Raw genomic sequence first — 17,884 nt, 5'->3', positions numbered from 1 at the left:
AAAAGTATCAAACATTTAACGTATATTAGATAAATATATGACCGAATAGTTGGCAACTATCACGAAGTTTCATACCTTTGCCACGAATTTTTACAATCAAAACGAACAGATATGAAAAAGTTTTTAAGCATCATAGCCATGTTAGTCATTGGTTTTATAGCTGTTTCAGCACAAAACCAAGCCGACATTAAATTCGACAAGGTAACCGTCGACCTAGGTACTTTCTCTGAGAGCAACCCTGTACAGAAGTGTGTGTTCACCTTCACCAACGTAGGCCAAGCACCTCTTGTCATTAATCAGGCCGTTGCAAGCTGTGGTTGCACCGTACCTTCCTACACAAAATCACCGGTGATGCCGGGACAGAAGGGACAGATTCTTGTCACCTACAACGGCAAAGGCAAATTCCCCGGACATTTCAAAAAGAGCATCACCGTTCGCTCTAACGGGCAGACCGAGATGACCCGCCTGTACATCGAGGGAGTCATGACAGAGGCCAAATAGCAGATTTGTAACCGAACTAAAAAATAAAAAGACCATCCTGCACTCACAGGATGGTCTTTTTGCTGCTGCACATCTATTCTGAAGAGAGCCTTGGTTGATTCAAGATAAATCACTATTTTTGCAAAAATAATATTGAGGACAACGTCATGATTTTCTATTTTTCGGCTACCGGCAACTCCAGATGGCTCGCAAGAGAACTGGGGCAAGCTACAGGAGAAGACTTGATTTCTATCTCGGAAAGCTCATCGCCTGATTGCTATACGCTCAAGAAAGACGAACGGATAGGATTCATATTTCCTATTCACGGATGGCGTCCCCCAAAAATCATGCTCGACTTTATTGCCAAGCTGTCATTCCTAGGCGACAACGGGCAACATTACTGCTATGCAGCCATGACGGCCGGCGACGATATAGGGCGCAGCGTAGACTATCTGAACAAGGCTCTCGGCCAAATCGGACTGCATACACATGCCGCGTTCTCCCTGAAAATGCCAAATACCTATGTGGGACTACCGTTCATGGACACTGACAAACCACATATAGTGCAAGCGAAGAAACAGAATTCAGAAGAGCTGTTACGCAAGTATATACCACGGATTCTGAACCGTGAGCATGGCATTGTGCCTATTCACAACAGCCATTGGCCTCGCATCAATTCCGACATACTGGGCAGTCTTTTCGTTAAAAGACTCCTTACCGACAAGCCGTTCTACGTAGACGAGAGCAGATGTGTGAAGTGTGGCATCTGCGCTGACGTCTGTCCTACTGACAATATCAAGGGTGGACTGGGCTTCCAACCCACTTGGCTGCATGCCGACAAGTGCATCACGTGTTTTGCCTGTTACCACTATTGCCCGCACCATGCCATCGAATATGGGAACAAGACTCTACATAAAGGGCAATACCGCTATAAATAAAACAAATATCTATTATTGATTTAAGAATATGAAGAAATCTCTACTCATTATCATTTTATCGGTCATAACCATATATGCGTGGGGCGCGAAAGTTTTCAGCGAGCCATTCAGTACCACTCAGTCCGACGGGACAACGCTCCTGGTATCAGGACATGGCGACGAACATGTGTCATGGTACACGACCAGCGACGGTGCAATCCTCGTCCATGTGGGCTTCGACTATTACATCGGCAAGATAGACTCGTATGGCAATCTGACGGCTTCGACACAATTGGCCCATGAAGCCGAACACCGTTCTGCAACAGAACAAGCACTCGTCGACAACCAGGACAGAGACGCTTTTTATCAAAAGACCACCGGCACATGGACCAACAAGATTCGTACACGCGAGGTTGTGAGGTCTACAGACAAGTATTTTCCCCATCTCGGTAGCCCCAAGGCACTCGTCATCCTGGCCGAATTTCAAGACACGGTATTCAAAATCAACCACCCTATAGAAGCCTATAAAGAATACTTGAATGCTGATGTACTGTGCGATTTCGGCAATAACAACACTTCCAATATCAGCAGTATTCGTGGCTACTTCAAAGCCATGAGCAAGGGAAAATTCACACCGCAGTTTGATGTTTTCAACACGATTATCAAGCTAGACAACAACCTCAGCTATTATGGAGCGAATTCCGGTGGAAGAAAAGACAATATCGGCGCACTTATCACCGAAGCATGCCAGAAAGCAGACGCATTGGGAGTAGACTTCTCGCAGTACGATTCAGATAACGATGGATATGTAGATTTGGTATATATCATCTATGCCGGATACAGTGAAAGCTGGTCGGGCAACAGCTCGGATGCCATTTGGCCCAAGTCGGGTGCCACTCCCGGCGGGACCTATGATGGTAAAACCGTATATAGATATGGTGTCAGCAACGAGCTTTATGGAAATCCTGAAATCGTTAAGAAACAAGGCAAATACCTGATTAACGGCATCGGATTATTTGCTCATGAGTTCTCTCACTGCCTGGGACTGCCCGATTTCTATGCCACCACGGCAGCTCCTTTGGAAACCCAAAAAGCCAATAACCAGTCGCTGGAATACTGGAGTCTGATGGATACAGGAGAGTACCTAAAAAACGGATATGCCCCTGCTGCCTACACGGCATGGGAACGCGAGGCACTGGAATGGTTCACTATCGACACACTGAAAGAAGCAAGTAAGGTGACACTAAAGGATCTTGACTCAGGAGACAGCGATGCAAAGGCCTATCGCATCATGAATGACAATGATCCTACAGGGCATGAATATTTCATCGTACAGAACATTCAGCAGACCAACTGGAACAAATATCAATTTGGACACGGCATGCTCGTCTTCCATGTAGACTACGATGAAAATGCGTTTTCACTCTCTTCGGGCATATCGGCCAATACCGTTAACAACACATTAGGACATCCGCGAATGACATTGGTAGCTGCCGACGGCATGCTGCTGAATTCATCTATCGTCAAAGACCAAACTTCTCAAAACGCATACAGAGCTTCAGCGGCCGCTAACCCATTCCCCGGAACGACCAACACCAAATCTCTGACGGATGATACGACAGTGAAACCAACCGTCTATAACGGTACAGCCCTGGCCAAACCGATATACAAAATCACCGAAGCCAACGGCGTTATCACATTCAACTTCTTAAAGGAAGACATTGATACGGCGACCGGTATCATCGGTATCCCGGCCGAAGTGGCAGGGCAACTGTACAAAGATGACCGTATCTACTCCATTGATGGAAGATACTTGGGAACTGACAAGACACATCTCCCGAAAGGTATCTACATTATGAACAGAAAGAAAATCGTCATTCAATAAATCAAAAAAATGGGCCGGAAGTCTTAATAGACTCTCGGCCCAAATATTGTCGTACCGACTCTAACCATCGTTGAACCGTGACTGATTGCTAATTGGTAATCATGACTCATTCCCCACGAACGCTCACAAAAGGCATCATCAGTCGGGAAATAGGTCGCCTTCACTTCGTCGAAAAATCTGCGGGCAGTCTCAAATTCACTGATAATCTGCGCTTCATCGTCTACATAGCTGGCCATCATCATGAGTCCGCATATCTGAACATGCGTCAATTCGCGCCAAGCCGAACTAGCCAGCAACTCGCGACAGGCATCCAACGTAAGCCCATACTTGGTTTCTTCCTCGGCAATATGCAGTTCCAGAAGCACCCGAATCACCCGATTACACTTGGAAGCCTGCTTCTCAATCTCTTTCAAGAGCTTCAAACTATCCACAGCCTCAATCATTGAGATGTACGGTGCGATGTATTTCACCTTATTAGTCTGAAGATGCCCGATAAAATGCCACTCTATATCATTGGGCAACGACGCCACTTTCTTAGAGAGTTCCTGCTCATGGCTCTCTCCGAAAATGCGTTGTCCTTCCTGATAGGCAGCCTCGATGTATTCATTGGGATGATACTTGCTCACCGCTACCAACTTCACTGTAGACGGCAAATGAGACCGCACTTCATGCAACTGACGAGCTACATCAATGTCCATTATTACTCCCCTTCTTTCTGCTCTTCCGATTGTTGTTCGTATTCGGGAACGTCGTCAACTTCCGGTTTCTTCCTGGTTACCTGATGTTCGTAGACATCCATGATTTGGGTTTCATTGATACCGGCAATCACGTAGTCTATCATCGTGCCACCCATTATCTCATCTATATGCTTCACGGCAACCGGGACGTTGGCGGCCTGTACCAGATAAGTGACCGTAGAACGTTTCTCCTTCTCCGTTTTCTCGTCGATAGTGATGAACTGCAACTTCGCTTTGTACCAGCGATCATCCAAATCTGCATCGCTGAAGAAGATTTCGCCGTAAGATGCAGGCTTTATATCTGTAATCTTAAACTCACCGCTTATATAAGAAGACATCTCATTGATAATGGCATTTTCGGCCTCGGTAAAGCTCAAAGCATCAACGACATACTGCTCTGTAACCTTCTTCTGCATGCCATCTTCCATTGTTTTTTCGTAACGAATCTTGGTCTCAAACCAAGAAGCTGTTCTTGATCTCATAATCTAATAATATGTATTTCTGAATTATTTTCTTCCTTGCAAAGATAATATATTTTTGACCATGAAGTCAACAAAGGTCATAAAAATAAGGCGATAGACAATAAAATCCTATCCACAGGTTTTCGTTTCAATTAAATATACTATCTTTGCAATTCAACAAACAATTTAGTTACAATGCCTGAAATATCTGTGCGCGGATTGGAAATGCCGGAGTCTCCTATCAGGAAGTTGGCTCCACTGGCTGCCGCAGCAAAAAAGAAAGGAACCAAGGTTTACCATCTTAATATTGGACAGCCAGACCTACCGACACCTCAGTGCGGTCTGGATGCACTCGCCCATATTGACAGGAAGATTCTGGAATACTCTCCCAGCCAAGGTAATCAAAGCTACAGAGAGAAGCTTGTTGACTATTACAGGAAATACAATATTCAAGTAACAGCCGATGATATCATTATAACATCGGGCGGAAGTGAGGCCGTTTTGTTTGCCTTCATGAGTTGCTTGAATCCCGGAGACGAGATTATCGTACCCGAACCCGCCTATGCCAACTACATGGCATTTGCCATTAGTGCCGGCGCAAAGATACGTACTATTGCCACAACCATCGAAGAAGGATTCTCACTACCAAAGGTCGAGAAGTTTGAAGAGCTTATCAACGAGCACACACGTGCCATCATGATTTGCAACCCAAACAATCCTACGGGCTATCTCTACACCCGCAGAGAGATGAATCAGATTCGCGATTTAGTGAAGAAGTACGACCTTTATCTCTTCTCCGATGAAGTTTACCGCGAATACATCTACACAGGTTCACCCTACATCAGTGCCTGCCATCTCGAAGGAATAGAGCAGAATGTCATCTTGATAGACTCCGTTTCCAAGCGATATTCAGAATGTGGTATCAGAATCGGTGCACTTATCACCAAGAACGAACAGGTGAGAAAGGCCGTAATGAAGTTTTGCCAGGCCCGACTGTCGCCTCCACTCATAGGTCAGATAGTGGCCGAAGCCTCTCTGGATGCCCCCGAAGACTATTACAGAGACGTGTACGACGAATACGTAGAGCGTCGCAAGTGCCTGATAGACGGACTGAACCGTATTCCCGGCGTATACTCCCCCATTCCCATGGGAGCTTTCTACACAGTGGCGAAACTGCCTGTCGACGACAGTGAGAAATTCTGCCGATGGTGTCTGGAAGAGTTTACTTACGAGGGAGAAACCGTCATGATGGCCCCAGCCGCAGGTTTCTATACCACCCCCGGTGCCGGTGTCAACCAAGTGCGTATAGCCTATGTACTCAAGAAAGAAGACCTGGAGCGTGCCCTCACCGTATTGCGCAAGGCATTAGAGGCTTATCCCGGTCGTGTAGACGAAGAACTATCCTAACCCGACACAGTTTGAACTTCCCCTTATTCATAGCCAAACGCATCTACAGCGATACGGGCGACAAACGCAAAGTATCGCTTCCCGCCATCCGAATAGCCACTGTCGGAGTTGCTATCGGACTTGCCGTGATGATTGTATCGGTATGCGTGGTACTGGGATTCAAGCACACCATCCGCGACAAAGTCATCGGATTTGGTAGTCACATACAGGTGGCCAACTTCATGACACAGCAATCTTCAGAATCCTACCCCATACAGATGGGCGACTCCATGATACGTGTCATCAAGGGCATTCCGGGTGTCAAGCACGTGGAACGCTTTGCCACAGCACGCGGAATCCTCAAGACCGACAACGATTTCATGGGCGTACTGTTCAAGGGCGTAGGCCCTGAATTCGATTCTACCTTTCTCCATCAAAACATGGTAGAGGGCACAATACCCACTTTCAGCGACCGTAAATCAACCAACAAGATTCTGGTTTCGGCGTCAATGGCAAGCAAGATGAACCTGAAATGTGGCCAGCGCATCTTCGCCTATTTCATTGACAACAATGGAATACACGTGCGTCGCTTCACCATTTCGGGCATTTACCAGACCAATCTCTCACAATACGACAATGCCATCTGCTTTACCGACCTATACACAGCAGTGAAACTGAACAACTGGGAAGCCGACCAAGCCACCGGAGCAGAAGTCACCGTGACCGATTTCGGCAAACTCTACGAGACCGCAGCAGTCATGGTGAACAGAGTAAACCGCAGTGTAGACCAGTACGGAGAGACTTATTCATCCCAGACCATTCAGGAAATCAATCCACAGATATTCTCCTGGCTTGACCTGCTCGACCTGAACGTATGGATTATCCTGGCTCTCATGATATGCGTAGCCGGTGTGACGATGGTTTCCGGACTGCTCATCATCATCTTGGAACGCACGTCGATGATAGGCCTGCTCAAAGCTATGGGCGCCAGAAACAAAACCATCCGCCACACATTCCTGTGGTTCGCCGCATTCATTATAGGCCGCGGACTACTCATCGGCAACATCATCGGCATCGGACTCATAGCCCTGCAACACTTCACACACCTGGTGAAACTCGACCCGACCACTTATTATGTCAACACCGTACCCGTGGAATTCAACTTCCCACTCATCATCATCCTGAATGTGGCAACGCTGCTGATAAGCCTGTTTATACTGATAGCCCCCAGCTATCTCATCTCGCACATCCACCCGGCCAAGTCAATGCGCTACGAATAGAAGCAACCTTGGCAAGCCATTCATTTATCACCCACTTTACTGCAAGGGCTCGGCAGCATTGCTGCAAAGCCCAAACAGCGATACTGCCAAGCCCATTCAGTAACGCTGCCAAGGCCTTGCAGTAAAACAATGTCAAGGTATTCGATTTCCGAACACGAATAGCTGATATGGATACATACCCTCTATTGTATCTTTACGAGGGCATAAACAAACCAAAAATTGCACATAAAGTTTTGTATTGTGCAAGTAATTCATTATCTTTGCACGATATTTTGATTTTTGTGCAATGGAATTAATACCCAGCTTCAATAAGTATATAGAACAGAGTATCAAGGATAATTGGTACAAAGATGCCCTTACCGACTACAAAGGAGTCACGCTACAATATCACGATGTAGCAAGAAAAATAGAGAAACTCCATATCTTGTTCGAGAATAGTGGCATAGTGTGTGGAGACAAGATTGCCATTTGTGGCAGAAACAGCAGTAACTGGGCTGTTGTGTTCATGGCCGTCCTTACCTATGGTGCAGTGGCCGTTCCCATACAACACGAGTTTATCCCCGACCAGATTTATCACATTGTAAACCACAGCGAGTCCAAACTTCTGTTTGTAGGCGACGTAGTATCGACCACGATTGAGGCCGACCCAATGCCCAATCTCGAAGGTATCATCTATATACCCGACTTTTCTATCGTGGTATCGCGCTCTGAAAAGCTGGTGTATGCACGCGAACATCTGAACGAAATATTCGGTCAGAGATACCCCAAATACTTCCGTCCGGAACACATCAAGTATTACGAGGACAAGAACGAAGACCTTGCACTCATCAACTACACGAGCGGAACGACTGGATTTTCAAAGGGAGTGATGCTCCCATACCGCACGCTGTCAAGCAATCTGGAAGGACTCTCCGAGTCTATCTCTTGCCATATTCCGGCAGGAAGCAAGGTGCTGAACATTCTCCCTATGGCTCACATGTATGGCATGATGGTAGAATTTATCTTGGAATTCTGCCACGGCAATCATCTCTTCTTCCTCACCCGACTGCCCAGTCCGTCGTTCATTCAGGAGGCAATGGTTGAAATCAAGCCGGCCATCGTCGTGGCCGTACCGCTCATCCTAGAGAAAATCATCCGCAAGAAGATATTCCCACAGATACAGACGAACAAAGTAAAAGTGCTGTGGAGAATGCCGGTTGTGCAGAAAGTAGTAAAGGAAAAAATATGCCAGATGGTGAAAGATACATTCGGGGGCAATCTATACGAGATTATCATTGGCGGTGCACCGATGAACAAGGAGATTGAAGCATTCCTGGTATCTATCGGATTCCCCATCACCATGGGCTATGGCACGACAGAGACTGCACCCATGATTACCTACAGCGACTGGCAGGATTTCGTGCCGGGTTCGTGTGGTACGGTTGTTAAGAACATGGAAATCAAGGTGAACAGCAGCGACCCGGAGAACGTTCCGGGCGAACTTATCACCCGTGGAGCAAACGTCATGGTGGGCTACTACAAGAATCCGGATGCCACCAAGGCCGTGCTAGATGATAACAGATGGTATCATACGGGGGATTTGGCAACCGTCAGTGCCGACGGACATGTATTCATCAAGGGGCGTATCAAGAATATGCTGCTGGGTGCAAACGGCCAGAATGTATATCCCGAAGAAATAGAAGACAAACTCAACTCTATGGCGATGGTCAGCGAGAGCCTGATTGTACAGAGCGGCAACGCCCTTGTAGGCCTGGTACATCCCGACTTTGAGGAAGCCGAAAGCATGGGATTCTCTAACGAGGACTTGCAAAACATCATGGAACAAAACCGACAGGAACTCAATTCGGTCCTGCCATCATTCTGCAAGTTGTCTGCCATCAAACTGCATGAAGAAGAATTTCAAAAAACCCCGAAAAAGAGTATCAAACGGTACCTATATCAAAATATCGAATAATCTATGACAGGAAACATTCCAAGCTTCAACGCTTTAATTCAGAAGTCTATCGTGGATCATTGGGAACAAGATGCACTGACCGACTTCAAGGGTATGACCTTACAATATCATGATGTGGCCAGAAAGATAGAGAAACTGCACATCATGTTCGAGAACTGCGGCATTGTGAAAGGCGACAAGATTGCAATAGCCGGTAGGAACAGTGCTAACTGGGCCGTGGCTTTCTTGGCCACACTCACCTATGGAGCTGTGGCTGTACCCATTCTGCATGAGTTTACAGCCGACCAGATACACAATATTGTCAATCACAGCGAGTCGAAACTGCTCTTTGCCGGCGACGTTGTCAGCACTGAAATAGACGCTACGAAGATGCCGGAACTGGAAGGTATCATCTATCTTCCGGACAGTTCACTGATTCTCTCGCGTACGGATAAACTGACATATGCACGCGAACACCTGAACGAAATGTTCGGCAAGAAATTCCCGAAATACTATCGTAAGGAGCATGTCAACTACTATATAGAACAGAGTCCCGACGAATTGGCACTCATCAACTACACCAGTGGTACGACAGGATTCTCAAAAGGCGTGATGATACCTTATCGCGCCCTGTGGAGCAACTTTGACTTTGCACAGCAGGTCCTTGGCCAACATCTGAAGGGTGGGTCGAAAGTTATCAGCATCTTGCCGATGGCCCACATGTATGGAATGGCATTCGAATTCCTGTTCGAATTCAACAAAGGCTGCCATATCTATTATCTGACGCGTATGCCCAGCCCTGCCATCATCGCCCAGGCATTCTCAGAAGTAAAACCGGACATTATTATCGCCGTGCCGCTCATCATTGAGAAGATTATCAAGAAAAAGGTATTCCCGAAGATACAGAACAACAAGATGCGCCTGTTGCTCAACATGCCAATGATTAGCAAGAAGGTGAAAGAGAAGATTTGCGATCTGGTAACCGACGCATTCGGCGGCGAATTCTACGAAGTCATCATCGGCGGAGCAGCCCTGAATCAGGAGGTTGAGCAGTTCCTACAGCAAATCAAATTCAAATATACGGTGGGCTACGGAGCCACTGAGTGTGCACCCATCATCGCCTACGCCGACTATCAGAGTTTCGTACCGGGCAGTTGCGGTCGCAGTGTAGTCCACATGGAGATAAAAATAGACAGTCTAGACCCTGTCAATGTGCCTGGTGAGATATTGGCCAAAGGCCTCAATGTAATGCTGGGATATTACAAAAACGAAGAAGCTACTCGGCAAACCATCGACTCAGAGGGATGGTATCACACAGGCGACTTGGGCACAATGGACGAAGATGGCAATATCTTCATCAAGGGACGCTCCAAGAATATGCTGCTGGGTGCAAACGGACAGAACATCTATCCCGAAGAGGTGGAAGACCAGCTTAATTCGATGGCACTGGTAAGCGAGAGTGTTGTCATTCAGGATGGTGACAAACTGATAGGCTTGGTATATCCAGATTACGACGAAGCTGCATCACTGTCGTTCAACAATGAAGACTTACAAAACGTGATGGAACAGAACAGACAGGAGCTTAACCAGAAGCTCCCAGCTTACTGCAAACTGTCGGCTATCGAGATTCACAAAGAGGAATTCGAAAAAACACCCAAGAAAAGTATTAAGCGATACCTATATACAAGGTAGGAAAATAAAAAAGGATAAGGCTTTCACCTTATCCTTTTTATACTTTATATCAATCCAGCAATGTCGAAGCCCGTACCCTGGAGAGCGTTTCGGGAGTCATCTGCAAGTAGTTGGCAATATATACCAACGGCGCCCGCAGCACCACCTGAGGATTCAGCTTGCATATCTTCTTATACCGATCCTGGGCAGATTCGAACCTTACGAGGTCGGCATGAACCTGCGATATGATAAGACTCTCCTCCAATATCTTACGGTATAGTATCTGAATGTTGACATTGTGCAAGGCCACTTCCTCCAACCGATGCTTCGGAAGTGCATAGATGACAGTAGGTTCGATAGCTTCTACCTGCAACTTTGAAGGCTCTTCCCTGAACAGACTCTCAATACACATGAAGATAGTACGGTCTTCGCCAAGATGCTCTGTGACCTCTTTGCCATTTTTGAAATAGAACTGACGTATCAATCCACGGTCTACATAATAGATGTTCCGGCACACATCGCCCTCTTTCAGAATCACTTCATTCTTCGCAAACTTCATCGGTACTAAGATGCTCTCCAATATATCAAGCTCGTCATGAGTCATTGTACTGTATTTGCGGGCTAACTCGCGCGCTATATCGCGTGGAGTATTTACGGGTTCTCTCATCTCTATTTCCTCTCTTTCTTATTATTCTTGGTATTTAAGAATGATTAATCCAACTTCAACACGGCTAGAAACGCTTTCTGCGGAACTTCTACATTGCCGATTTGCTTCATGCGTTTCTTACCCTTCTTCTGCTTCTCCAACAGTTTACGTTTACGGCTCACGTCGCCTCCATAACATTTGGCTGTGACGTCCTTACGCACACATTTTATCGTTTCGCGAGCCACAATCTTTGCTCCGATTGCCGCTTGTATGGCAATATCGAATTGCTGTCGGGGTATCAACTCCTTCAACTTCTCGCACATCCGGCGTCCCAATGTCACGGCATTGTCCTGATGTGTCAATGCAGACAAGGCATCTACCGGCTCGCCATTGAGCAAAATATCGAGCTTGGCCAGTTTTGACGGACGGAACGAGTCGATATGATAGTCAAACGAGGCATATCCTTTCGAGATACTCTTGAGCTTATCATAGAAGTCTATCACGATTTCGCCAAGCGGCAACATGAAATGCAATTCCACGCGATTACCGCTCACATACTCCTGATTAATGAGTTCGCCACGCTTATCCAGACACAATGTCATGATTGGACCGATGAAGTTTGTATCTGTAATAATGGTTGCACGAATATACGGTTCTTCGATATGCTCTATCGAAGTCTGCTCAGGCAAGCCCGAAGGATTATGCACTTCGCGACTTTCTCCATGCTTGTCATACACCATATATGAAACGTTCGGAACGGTCGTAATGACGTCCATATTGAACTCTCTGTCCAGTCTTTCCTGCACGATTTCCATGTGCAGGAGTCCCAGGAAACCGCAACGGAAACCAAATCCCAAGGCTACCGAACTCTCAGGCATGAACGTCAGCGATGCGTCATTGAGCTGCAACTTCTCCAAAGAAGTACGCAGATTCTCATATTCTGATGGGTCTATCGGGTAAACACCGGCAAAAACCATCGGCTTGACCTCCTGGAAACCGGCAATAGAATGCTCACATGGGCGATTCGTATGGGTAATCGTATCACCCACCTTCACCTCTTTGGCATCCTTGATACCACTGATGATATAGCCTACCTCGCCACACGTAATCTCCTTACGAGGCATCATATCCATCTTGAGAACACCCACCTCGTCGGCCACATATTCCATTCCGGTATTGAAAAACTTCACCTTATCACCCGCATGGATAGTTCCATTCTCTATCTTAAAGTATGCAATGATACCTCTGAAACTATTGAATACGGAGTCGAAAATCAAAGCCTGGAGTGGTGCTTGGGCATCTCCTTGCGGATGAGGAACTCTTGCTACGACGGCCTCCAAGATGTCGTCTACCCCCACACCTGTCTTTCCAGAGGCATGGATAATGTCCTCTCGCTTACAACCGATAAGATCTATAATCTCATCTTCTACCTTTTCGGGCATCGCACTGGGCATATCTATCTTGTTGATAACAGGAATTATCTCCAAATCATGCTCTATCGCCATATACAAATTAGATATGGTCTGGGCCTGAACACCCTGTGTTGCATCCACAACCAACAAAGCTCCTTCGCACGCCGCGATACTTCTAGACACCTCATAGGAGAAGTCTACGTGCCCCGGAGTATCTATCAGATTGAGTACATACTGCCCTCCGTCGCTCGCCCGATAATCCATCTGTATGGCATGACTCTTAATCGTGATACCACGTTCACGCTCCAAATCCATGTCATCGAGCATCTGTCCACCTGTAATCTTGATGGTCTGCGTATGCTCAAGCATGCGGTCAGCCAGCGTAGATTTACCATGATCGATGTGTGCAATGATGCAAAAATTCCTTATGTTGTTGATATTACCCATTTAATAAGTGCGCTTTTAAGGTGCAAATATACAAAGAATTCGTTAGATTATTCGTATATTTGTACAGAAATACAAACGAAACGATATGCAACTTTTCAGATATTCATTCATCAGGCAATGTGCTTTTATGATGAGCACCATCGTAGTTTTCTCATCATGCCATGAGAGTTTGGAAGATCGTGCAGCCAGAGAAGCAGCCGAATATACCCGCAAATACTGCCCCACTCCGGTCGTCAACAACACCCGTACAGACAGTGTCGTATTCAATAAGCAGTCCAAGACTTACACTTACTACTGCTCTTTCACCGATAAATTTGACGATGCCAAGGTGATTCAAGCCAATAGTAAGAGTATCACCGACGGACTATTGAGTGCCATCAAAGACAATCCCGGCATCAAAATCTACAAAGAAGCCGGCTTCAGTTTCCAATACATAGTCCATTCGGCACAAGCTCCCGGTAAGGTGTTATACCAGCACAACTTCACTTCAAAGGAATACCAATAATCCCAAAAACGACAAAGGGGAAAAGACGCCAGGTCTTTTCCCCTTTATACTTTCAACCACAGGAGACGCTTCCTAGTCTTCCGCAGGCTTCATATTCGTGTAAACGTTCTGCACATCATCGAAGTCCTCGAGACGTTCTACCATCTTGTCGATAGTCTCACGTTCCTCGGCAGTAACGTCCTTCAAGTCGTTAGGGATGCGTGTAAATTCTGCCGAAGTAATCTCGAACCCATTCTCCTCCAAGTGTTTCTGGATATCCCCGAAGCTGGTCGGTTCGCCATAGATGGTTACTTCGTTCTCTTCTTCATCTTCATCGAACTCATCTTCCACTCCAAAGTCAATCAGTTCCAGAATCAGTTCTTCCATATCCAGACCATCTTTCTTCTTGAAAGAGAATACAGCCTTATGGTCGAACAGGAAACTCAAAGATCCCTGAGTACCCATATTGCCGTTGAACTTATTGAACACTGAGCGGACATCGCCCACCGTACGGGTCGTATTATCGGTCAAGGTATCTACAAAAACAGCCACTCCGTGAGGTCCATATCCTTCATAAGTCACTTCCTTATAGTCACTGGTATCCTTACCCATAGCGTTCTTGATGGCACGCTGAATATTATCCTTAGGCATGTTCTCACGCTTACAGGTAGCAATGATGGCACGCAGACGCGGATTGTTCTCCGGTTCAGGTCCGCCGGCCTTCACGGCAATGGCAATTTCCTTACCTAACTTCGTGAACGTACGGGCCATGTGACCCCATCTCTTCATCTTCGCAGCTTTACGATATTCGAATGCTCTTCCCATTGGAATTTAATATTTGATTGTTATTTATTATGTCTGATTATCTCAATTCTGCATTCAGTTTTGTTGTCAACTGATGTATCAATTTACTCATGATAGCCTCTATCTGCTTATCGTTCAATGTCTTCTGCTCGTCTTGCAAGATGAAATTAACGGCGTAACTCTTCTTGCCGGCAGGCAGATTCTTCCCCTCATACACATCGAAGAGTTCTACTTTCTTCAATAGTTTCTTCTCTGTCTGCTGGGCTATCTGCTCTATCTGGGCAAACTCAATGCTTGTATCGACCAACAAGGCAAGGTCGCGACTCACAGCCGGATACTTGCTTATCTCCTGATACTCCAGTTTGTTCTTGCTCACAGCCTTCACCACTGCATCCCATTCTATATCGGCATAATACACTTCCGTGTCGATACCAAACTTCTTCTGCAATGCCTTGGTAAGAATTCCCAACTCTGCAAGCACCTTGCCACCTCTGTTTTCAAGACGCAATCCGTGAGAGAATATATTATTCTCGCTTTTCTTCACCACGACGCTACCGGCCGGCACTCCCAGTCGATTAAATATATTCTGCACGTATGCTTTCAACTCATAGAACGACGTATCTTCGTTCGGATGAATCCAGCTCCCTTCTACACGCTTACCAGTCAGCCACAATCCCAGATGCGTGCGCTGCACGTATCCACGAATAGGAGCTTCCTCTGTCTGGCGTTCTTTCTCGAAAGTGTAGCAGTTACCAAACTCAAAGAATTTCAGATTGGCCTGCTTTCGGTTCGTATTACGTACGACGCTTTCCAGTCCGCCGAACAACAATGTCTGGCGCATCACACCCAGGTCTGCACTCAGCGGATTCATCACCTTCACCGTGCGTGCCTCCGGATAAGCGTTAAGCTCCTGCTCCGTATAGTACGCCGACTTGGTCAGCGAGTTGTTCAAGATTTCGTTAAAACCGCATCCTACAAGCTGCTCACCTATCAGATTCTCCAGTTTATGCTTGGTGTCGCCATCGCCGGCAACCGTCAGCGAACTCTTCAGCTGGGTAGGTATCTCGATATTATTGTAACCATAGATGCGCAGGATGTCTTCCACCACGTCGCAAGGACGCTGCACATCCACACGATAGGCAGGAACTTGCAGTTTCAATCCCTCCTCGTCTTCGGCTACTATCTTCATTTCCAGACTCGTCACAATGCGCTTGATAGTGTCCTTACCTATCTGCTTGCCGATAAGGCGGTCGCAATATTCGTACGTCAAATCTACATCAAAGCCGTTGATAGGTTCCGGATAGACATCTTTTATCTCCATCGACACCTTGCCACCAGCCAACTCCTTGCAGAGAATGGCGGCTTGCTGAAGGGCATAGACCGCCCCGTTAGGGTCAATACCACGCTCGAAACGATAGCTGGCATCCGTACTCAAACCATGACGACGCGCACTCTTGCGAATCCACGTAGGATGGAAATAGGCACTCTCCAACACCACATTGCGCGTGGTCTCGTACGTACCGCTACCCTTTCCGCCAAAGATTCCGGCAATACACATCGGCTCTTCGGCATTGCAGATGCTCAAGTCGTGCTGTCCCAACTCATGCTCTTCGCCATCCAGGGTTACAAACTTCGTTCCCTCCGGCTGCGTGCGCACCACAATCTTATGTCCTTTTACCATGTCGGCATCAAAACAGTGCATGGGCTGGCCATAAGCCATCATGATATAATTGGTAATGTCTACAATATTATTAATAGGACGTAAGCCTATCACGCTCAATTTGTTCTTCAGCCACTCCGGACTCTCCTTCACCTCGCAGTCGCTGATACTCACGCAGGCATAACGCTTGCAAGCATCCGTATTCTGTATCTCCACGTCAATTGGGAGGTCGTGGTTGTCTACTTGGAATGCCGACGTATCGGGACGGTGCAGGCTGGTTTCATACCCGTTCTGTACCAACCAGGCATACAAGTCGCGAGCCACACCGTAGTGACTCAATCCATCGCTGCGGTTGGCAGTGATGTCTACCTCTATCAGCCAGTCGCTCTCCAAGTGATAATATTCAGCAGCAGGCATTCCCACCTGGGCATCTTCGGGCAATACGATGATACCGTCGTGAGACGTTCCCACTCCGATTTCATCCTCGGCACAAATCATTCCCAACGATTCTACACCACGCAACTTGCTCTTCTTAATAGTGAACGACTCGTCACCATCGTACAGCACACAGCCCAAGTCGGCTACGATAACCTTCTGCCCGGCTGCAACATTAGCCGCTCCACACACGATTTGCTGTGGAGCTTCCTTACCTAAATCCACGGTAGTAACGTGCAAATGGTCGCTGTTGGGATGTGGCTCGCAGGTCAATACCTGACCGACGAACAGCCCTTTCAGCCCTCCTTTAATGGTTTGCACCTCTTCCAGCGAACCGACTTCAAGCCCACAAGAAGTCAACGCGTCCGCTGTCTCCTGGGGAGTGAGATTAAAATCGACGTATTCTTTAAGCCATTTATAAGAAATATTCATTATATAATGATTTTTATGTATACTCAAAAACCTTGCAAAAATACTAAAAAATTGGCACTTGGCAAAAAGATTTCAAGGGTAATACAGCTTCAAAAACATTTTTATGTCTCGATAAAACGCATCAGCAAATCCACGACACCGCTCTGCCCGTACTTCCCCACATTCAACGTCAGGTCGTAGTTGTGCACGTCGTACCACTCATGCCCCGTAAAAGTCTTGGTATAGAGCTGTCGCGTATAGTCGTTGTCGTCTATCATCCGGGCTGCTTTCTGCGCGTCCACTCCATATCGCTCCATGATTCGCCGAACCCTATAATCGCGCGGAGCATGCACAAACAGTTTCAGAACATTGGGCGTATCCTTGAACACATCGAACCCACAGCGACCTACGACCACGCACGACTCGCGGCCGGCAATTTCGCGCATGGCTTTACCTTGGGCAAAAAACAGCTGCCGGGACGTAATGTCGCGGGGATTGACATGATACTCGTTCATAGCCATGAACGACTGATAGAAGTGCGTAAAGTCGTCCCACCACGACGGAGACCGCTGCTCCAAAGCCTCAGCCTCTTCCTGCGACAAGCTGAATCTGTCGGCCACGGCCTGCAACACCTGCTTGTCTATCAACTTCACCCCCAGCCTACTGGCCAGTTCTTCGCCTATAGCATGACCGCCACTACCAAACTCCCGGTTTATCGTAATGATTAATTTCTCATTCTTATCCATAGCCATCAATTTAGTTCTACATCCGATTGCCACTACGCAAATATAACGATTAATTCGATAGAAGACAACGATAGATGCAGGAATTTCAC

General features: G+C 46.9%; 15 protein-coding genes. 8 read left to right on the top strand and 7 right to left on the bottom strand.

All coding sequences use genetic code 11. The features are described 5' to 3' along the window. Nucleotides 1-111 precede the first annotated feature (111 nt). The 3 genes from ACZ42L_RS01480 to ACZ42L_RS01470 all read left to right on the top strand — a co-directional run bounded on the left by ACZ42L_RS01480 (nucleotide 112) and on the right by ACZ42L_RS01470 (nucleotide 3,282). On the top strand, nucleotides 112-501 hold the full coding sequence (locus ACZ42L_RS01480; RefSeq protein WP_464700094.1) for a DUF1573 domain-containing protein: 390 nt from the start codon (nucleotides 112-114) through the stop codon (nucleotides 499-501). A 146-nt stretch (nucleotides 502-647) separates the two neighbouring features. Beyond that, a complete protein-coding gene (locus ACZ42L_RS01475) occupies nucleotides 648-1,418 on the top strand; it encodes an EFR1 family ferrodoxin (RefSeq protein ID WP_464716416.1) in 771 nt (256 codons plus the stop codon). Nucleotides 1,419-1,446: 28 nt separating this feature from the next. Then, nucleotides 1,447-3,282 carry a M6 family metalloprotease domain-containing protein gene (locus tag ACZ42L_RS01470; protein WP_464716415.1) on the top strand — a complete coding sequence of 612 codons (1,836 nt, stop codon included), beginning with the start codon at nucleotides 1,447-1,449 and terminating at the stop codon, nucleotides 3,280-3,282. Nucleotides 3,283-3,305: 23 nt separating this feature from the next. Here the strand turns inward: ACZ42L_RS01470 and ACZ42L_RS01465 are convergent, their stop codons facing one another. Both ACZ42L_RS01465 and ACZ42L_RS01460 read right to left on the bottom strand, forming a co-directional pair. Continuing rightward, a complete protein-coding gene (locus tag ACZ42L_RS01465) occupies nucleotides 3,306-3,980 on the bottom strand; it encodes a YggS family pyridoxal phosphate-dependent enzyme (protein WP_464700088.1) in 675 nt (224 codons plus the stop codon). A 2-nt stretch (nucleotides 3,981-3,982) separates the two neighbouring features. Then, on the bottom strand, nucleotides 3,983-4,501 hold the full coding sequence (locus tag ACZ42L_RS01460) for a DUF4494 domain-containing protein (protein ID WP_464703257.1): 519 nt from the start codon (nucleotides 4,499-4,501) through the stop codon (nucleotides 3,983-3,985). Between the two features lie 174 nt (nucleotides 4,502-4,675). Between ACZ42L_RS01460 and ACZ42L_RS01455 the strand changes: the two genes are divergently transcribed. The 4 genes from ACZ42L_RS01455 to ACZ42L_RS01440 all read left to right on the top strand — a co-directional run bounded on the left by ACZ42L_RS01455 (nucleotide 4,676) and on the right by ACZ42L_RS01440 (nucleotide 10,771). Beyond that, nucleotides 4,676-5,887 carry a pyridoxal phosphate-dependent aminotransferase gene (locus ACZ42L_RS01455; protein ID WP_464700084.1) on the top strand — a complete coding sequence of 404 codons (1,212 nt, stop codon included), beginning with the start codon at nucleotides 4,676-4,678 and terminating at the stop codon, nucleotides 5,885-5,887. A gap of 11 nt (nucleotides 5,888-5,898) precedes the next feature. Beyond that, nucleotides 5,899-7,146, top strand: coding sequence for an ABC transporter permease (locus ACZ42L_RS01450; protein WP_464703256.1), 1,248 nt, complete (start codon nucleotides 5,899-5,901; stop codon nucleotides 7,144-7,146). 286 nt (nucleotides 7,147-7,432) lie between these two features. Then, nucleotides 7,433-9,100 carry an AMP-binding protein gene (locus tag ACZ42L_RS01445; protein WP_464716414.1) on the top strand — a complete coding sequence of 556 codons (1,668 nt, stop codon included), beginning with the start codon at nucleotides 7,433-7,435 and terminating at the stop codon, nucleotides 9,098-9,100. Between the two features lie 3 nt (nucleotides 9,101-9,103). Continuing rightward, entirely contained in the window at nucleotides 9,104-10,771 is a 1,668-nt protein-coding gene (locus ACZ42L_RS01440; RefSeq protein WP_464716413.1) for an AMP-binding protein, read from the top strand. Nucleotides 10,772-10,820: 49 nt separating this feature from the next. Here ACZ42L_RS01440 and ACZ42L_RS01435 read toward each other — a convergent pair whose 3' ends face one another. Continuing rightward, nucleotides 10,821-11,417, bottom strand: a complete 597-nt coding sequence (locus ACZ42L_RS01435) for a Crp/Fnr family transcriptional regulator (protein ID WP_464703252.1) — start codon at nucleotides 11,415-11,417, stop codon at nucleotides 10,821-10,823. Between the two features lie 44 nt (nucleotides 11,418-11,461). Next, the gene (gene lepA, locus ACZ42L_RS01430; protein WP_464701625.1) at nucleotides 11,462-13,246 is read right to left on the bottom strand and encodes a translation elongation factor 4; all 1,785 of its coding nucleotides are present in this window, start codon (nucleotides 13,244-13,246) and stop codon (nucleotides 11,462-11,464) included. Nucleotides 13,247-13,364: 118 nt separating this feature from the next. Here lepA and ACZ42L_RS01425 point away from each other — a divergent pair, with 118 nt between their 5' ends. Next, the gene (locus ACZ42L_RS01425; protein ID WP_464703910.1) at nucleotides 13,365-13,760 is read left to right on the top strand and encodes a hypothetical protein; all 396 of its coding nucleotides are present in this window, start codon (nucleotides 13,365-13,367) and stop codon (nucleotides 13,758-13,760) included. Between the two features lie 72 nt (nucleotides 13,761-13,832). On the opposite strand, the gene ACZ42L_RS01420 is transcribed toward ACZ42L_RS01425, so the two are convergent. From ACZ42L_RS01420 to ACZ42L_RS01410, 3 genes are all read right to left on the bottom strand, one after another. Beyond that, a complete protein-coding gene (locus ACZ42L_RS01420; RefSeq protein WP_464700074.1) occupies nucleotides 13,833-14,564 on the bottom strand; it encodes a YebC/PmpR family DNA-binding transcriptional regulator in 732 nt (243 codons plus the stop codon). Between the two features lie 37 nt (nucleotides 14,565-14,601). Continuing rightward, on the bottom strand, nucleotides 14,602-17,070 hold the full coding sequence (gene pheT / locus ACZ42L_RS01415) for a phenylalanine--tRNA ligase subunit beta (RefSeq protein WP_464716412.1): 2,469 nt from the start codon (nucleotides 17,068-17,070) through the stop codon (nucleotides 14,602-14,604). Between the two features lie 101 nt (nucleotides 17,071-17,171). After that, nucleotides 17,172-17,801: a cytidylate kinase-like family protein gene (locus ACZ42L_RS01410; RefSeq protein ID WP_464716411.1), complete on the bottom strand. Its 630-nt coding sequence runs from the start codon at nucleotides 17,799-17,801 to the stop codon at nucleotides 17,172-17,174. Between the last annotated feature and the right edge of the window lie 83 nt (nucleotides 17,802-17,884).

The organism is Prevotella mikamonis, from assembly GCF_055381405.1.
The sequence above is the reverse complement of the archived record's forward strand: the minus strand, read 5'-3'. Positions and strand labels throughout refer to the sequence as shown.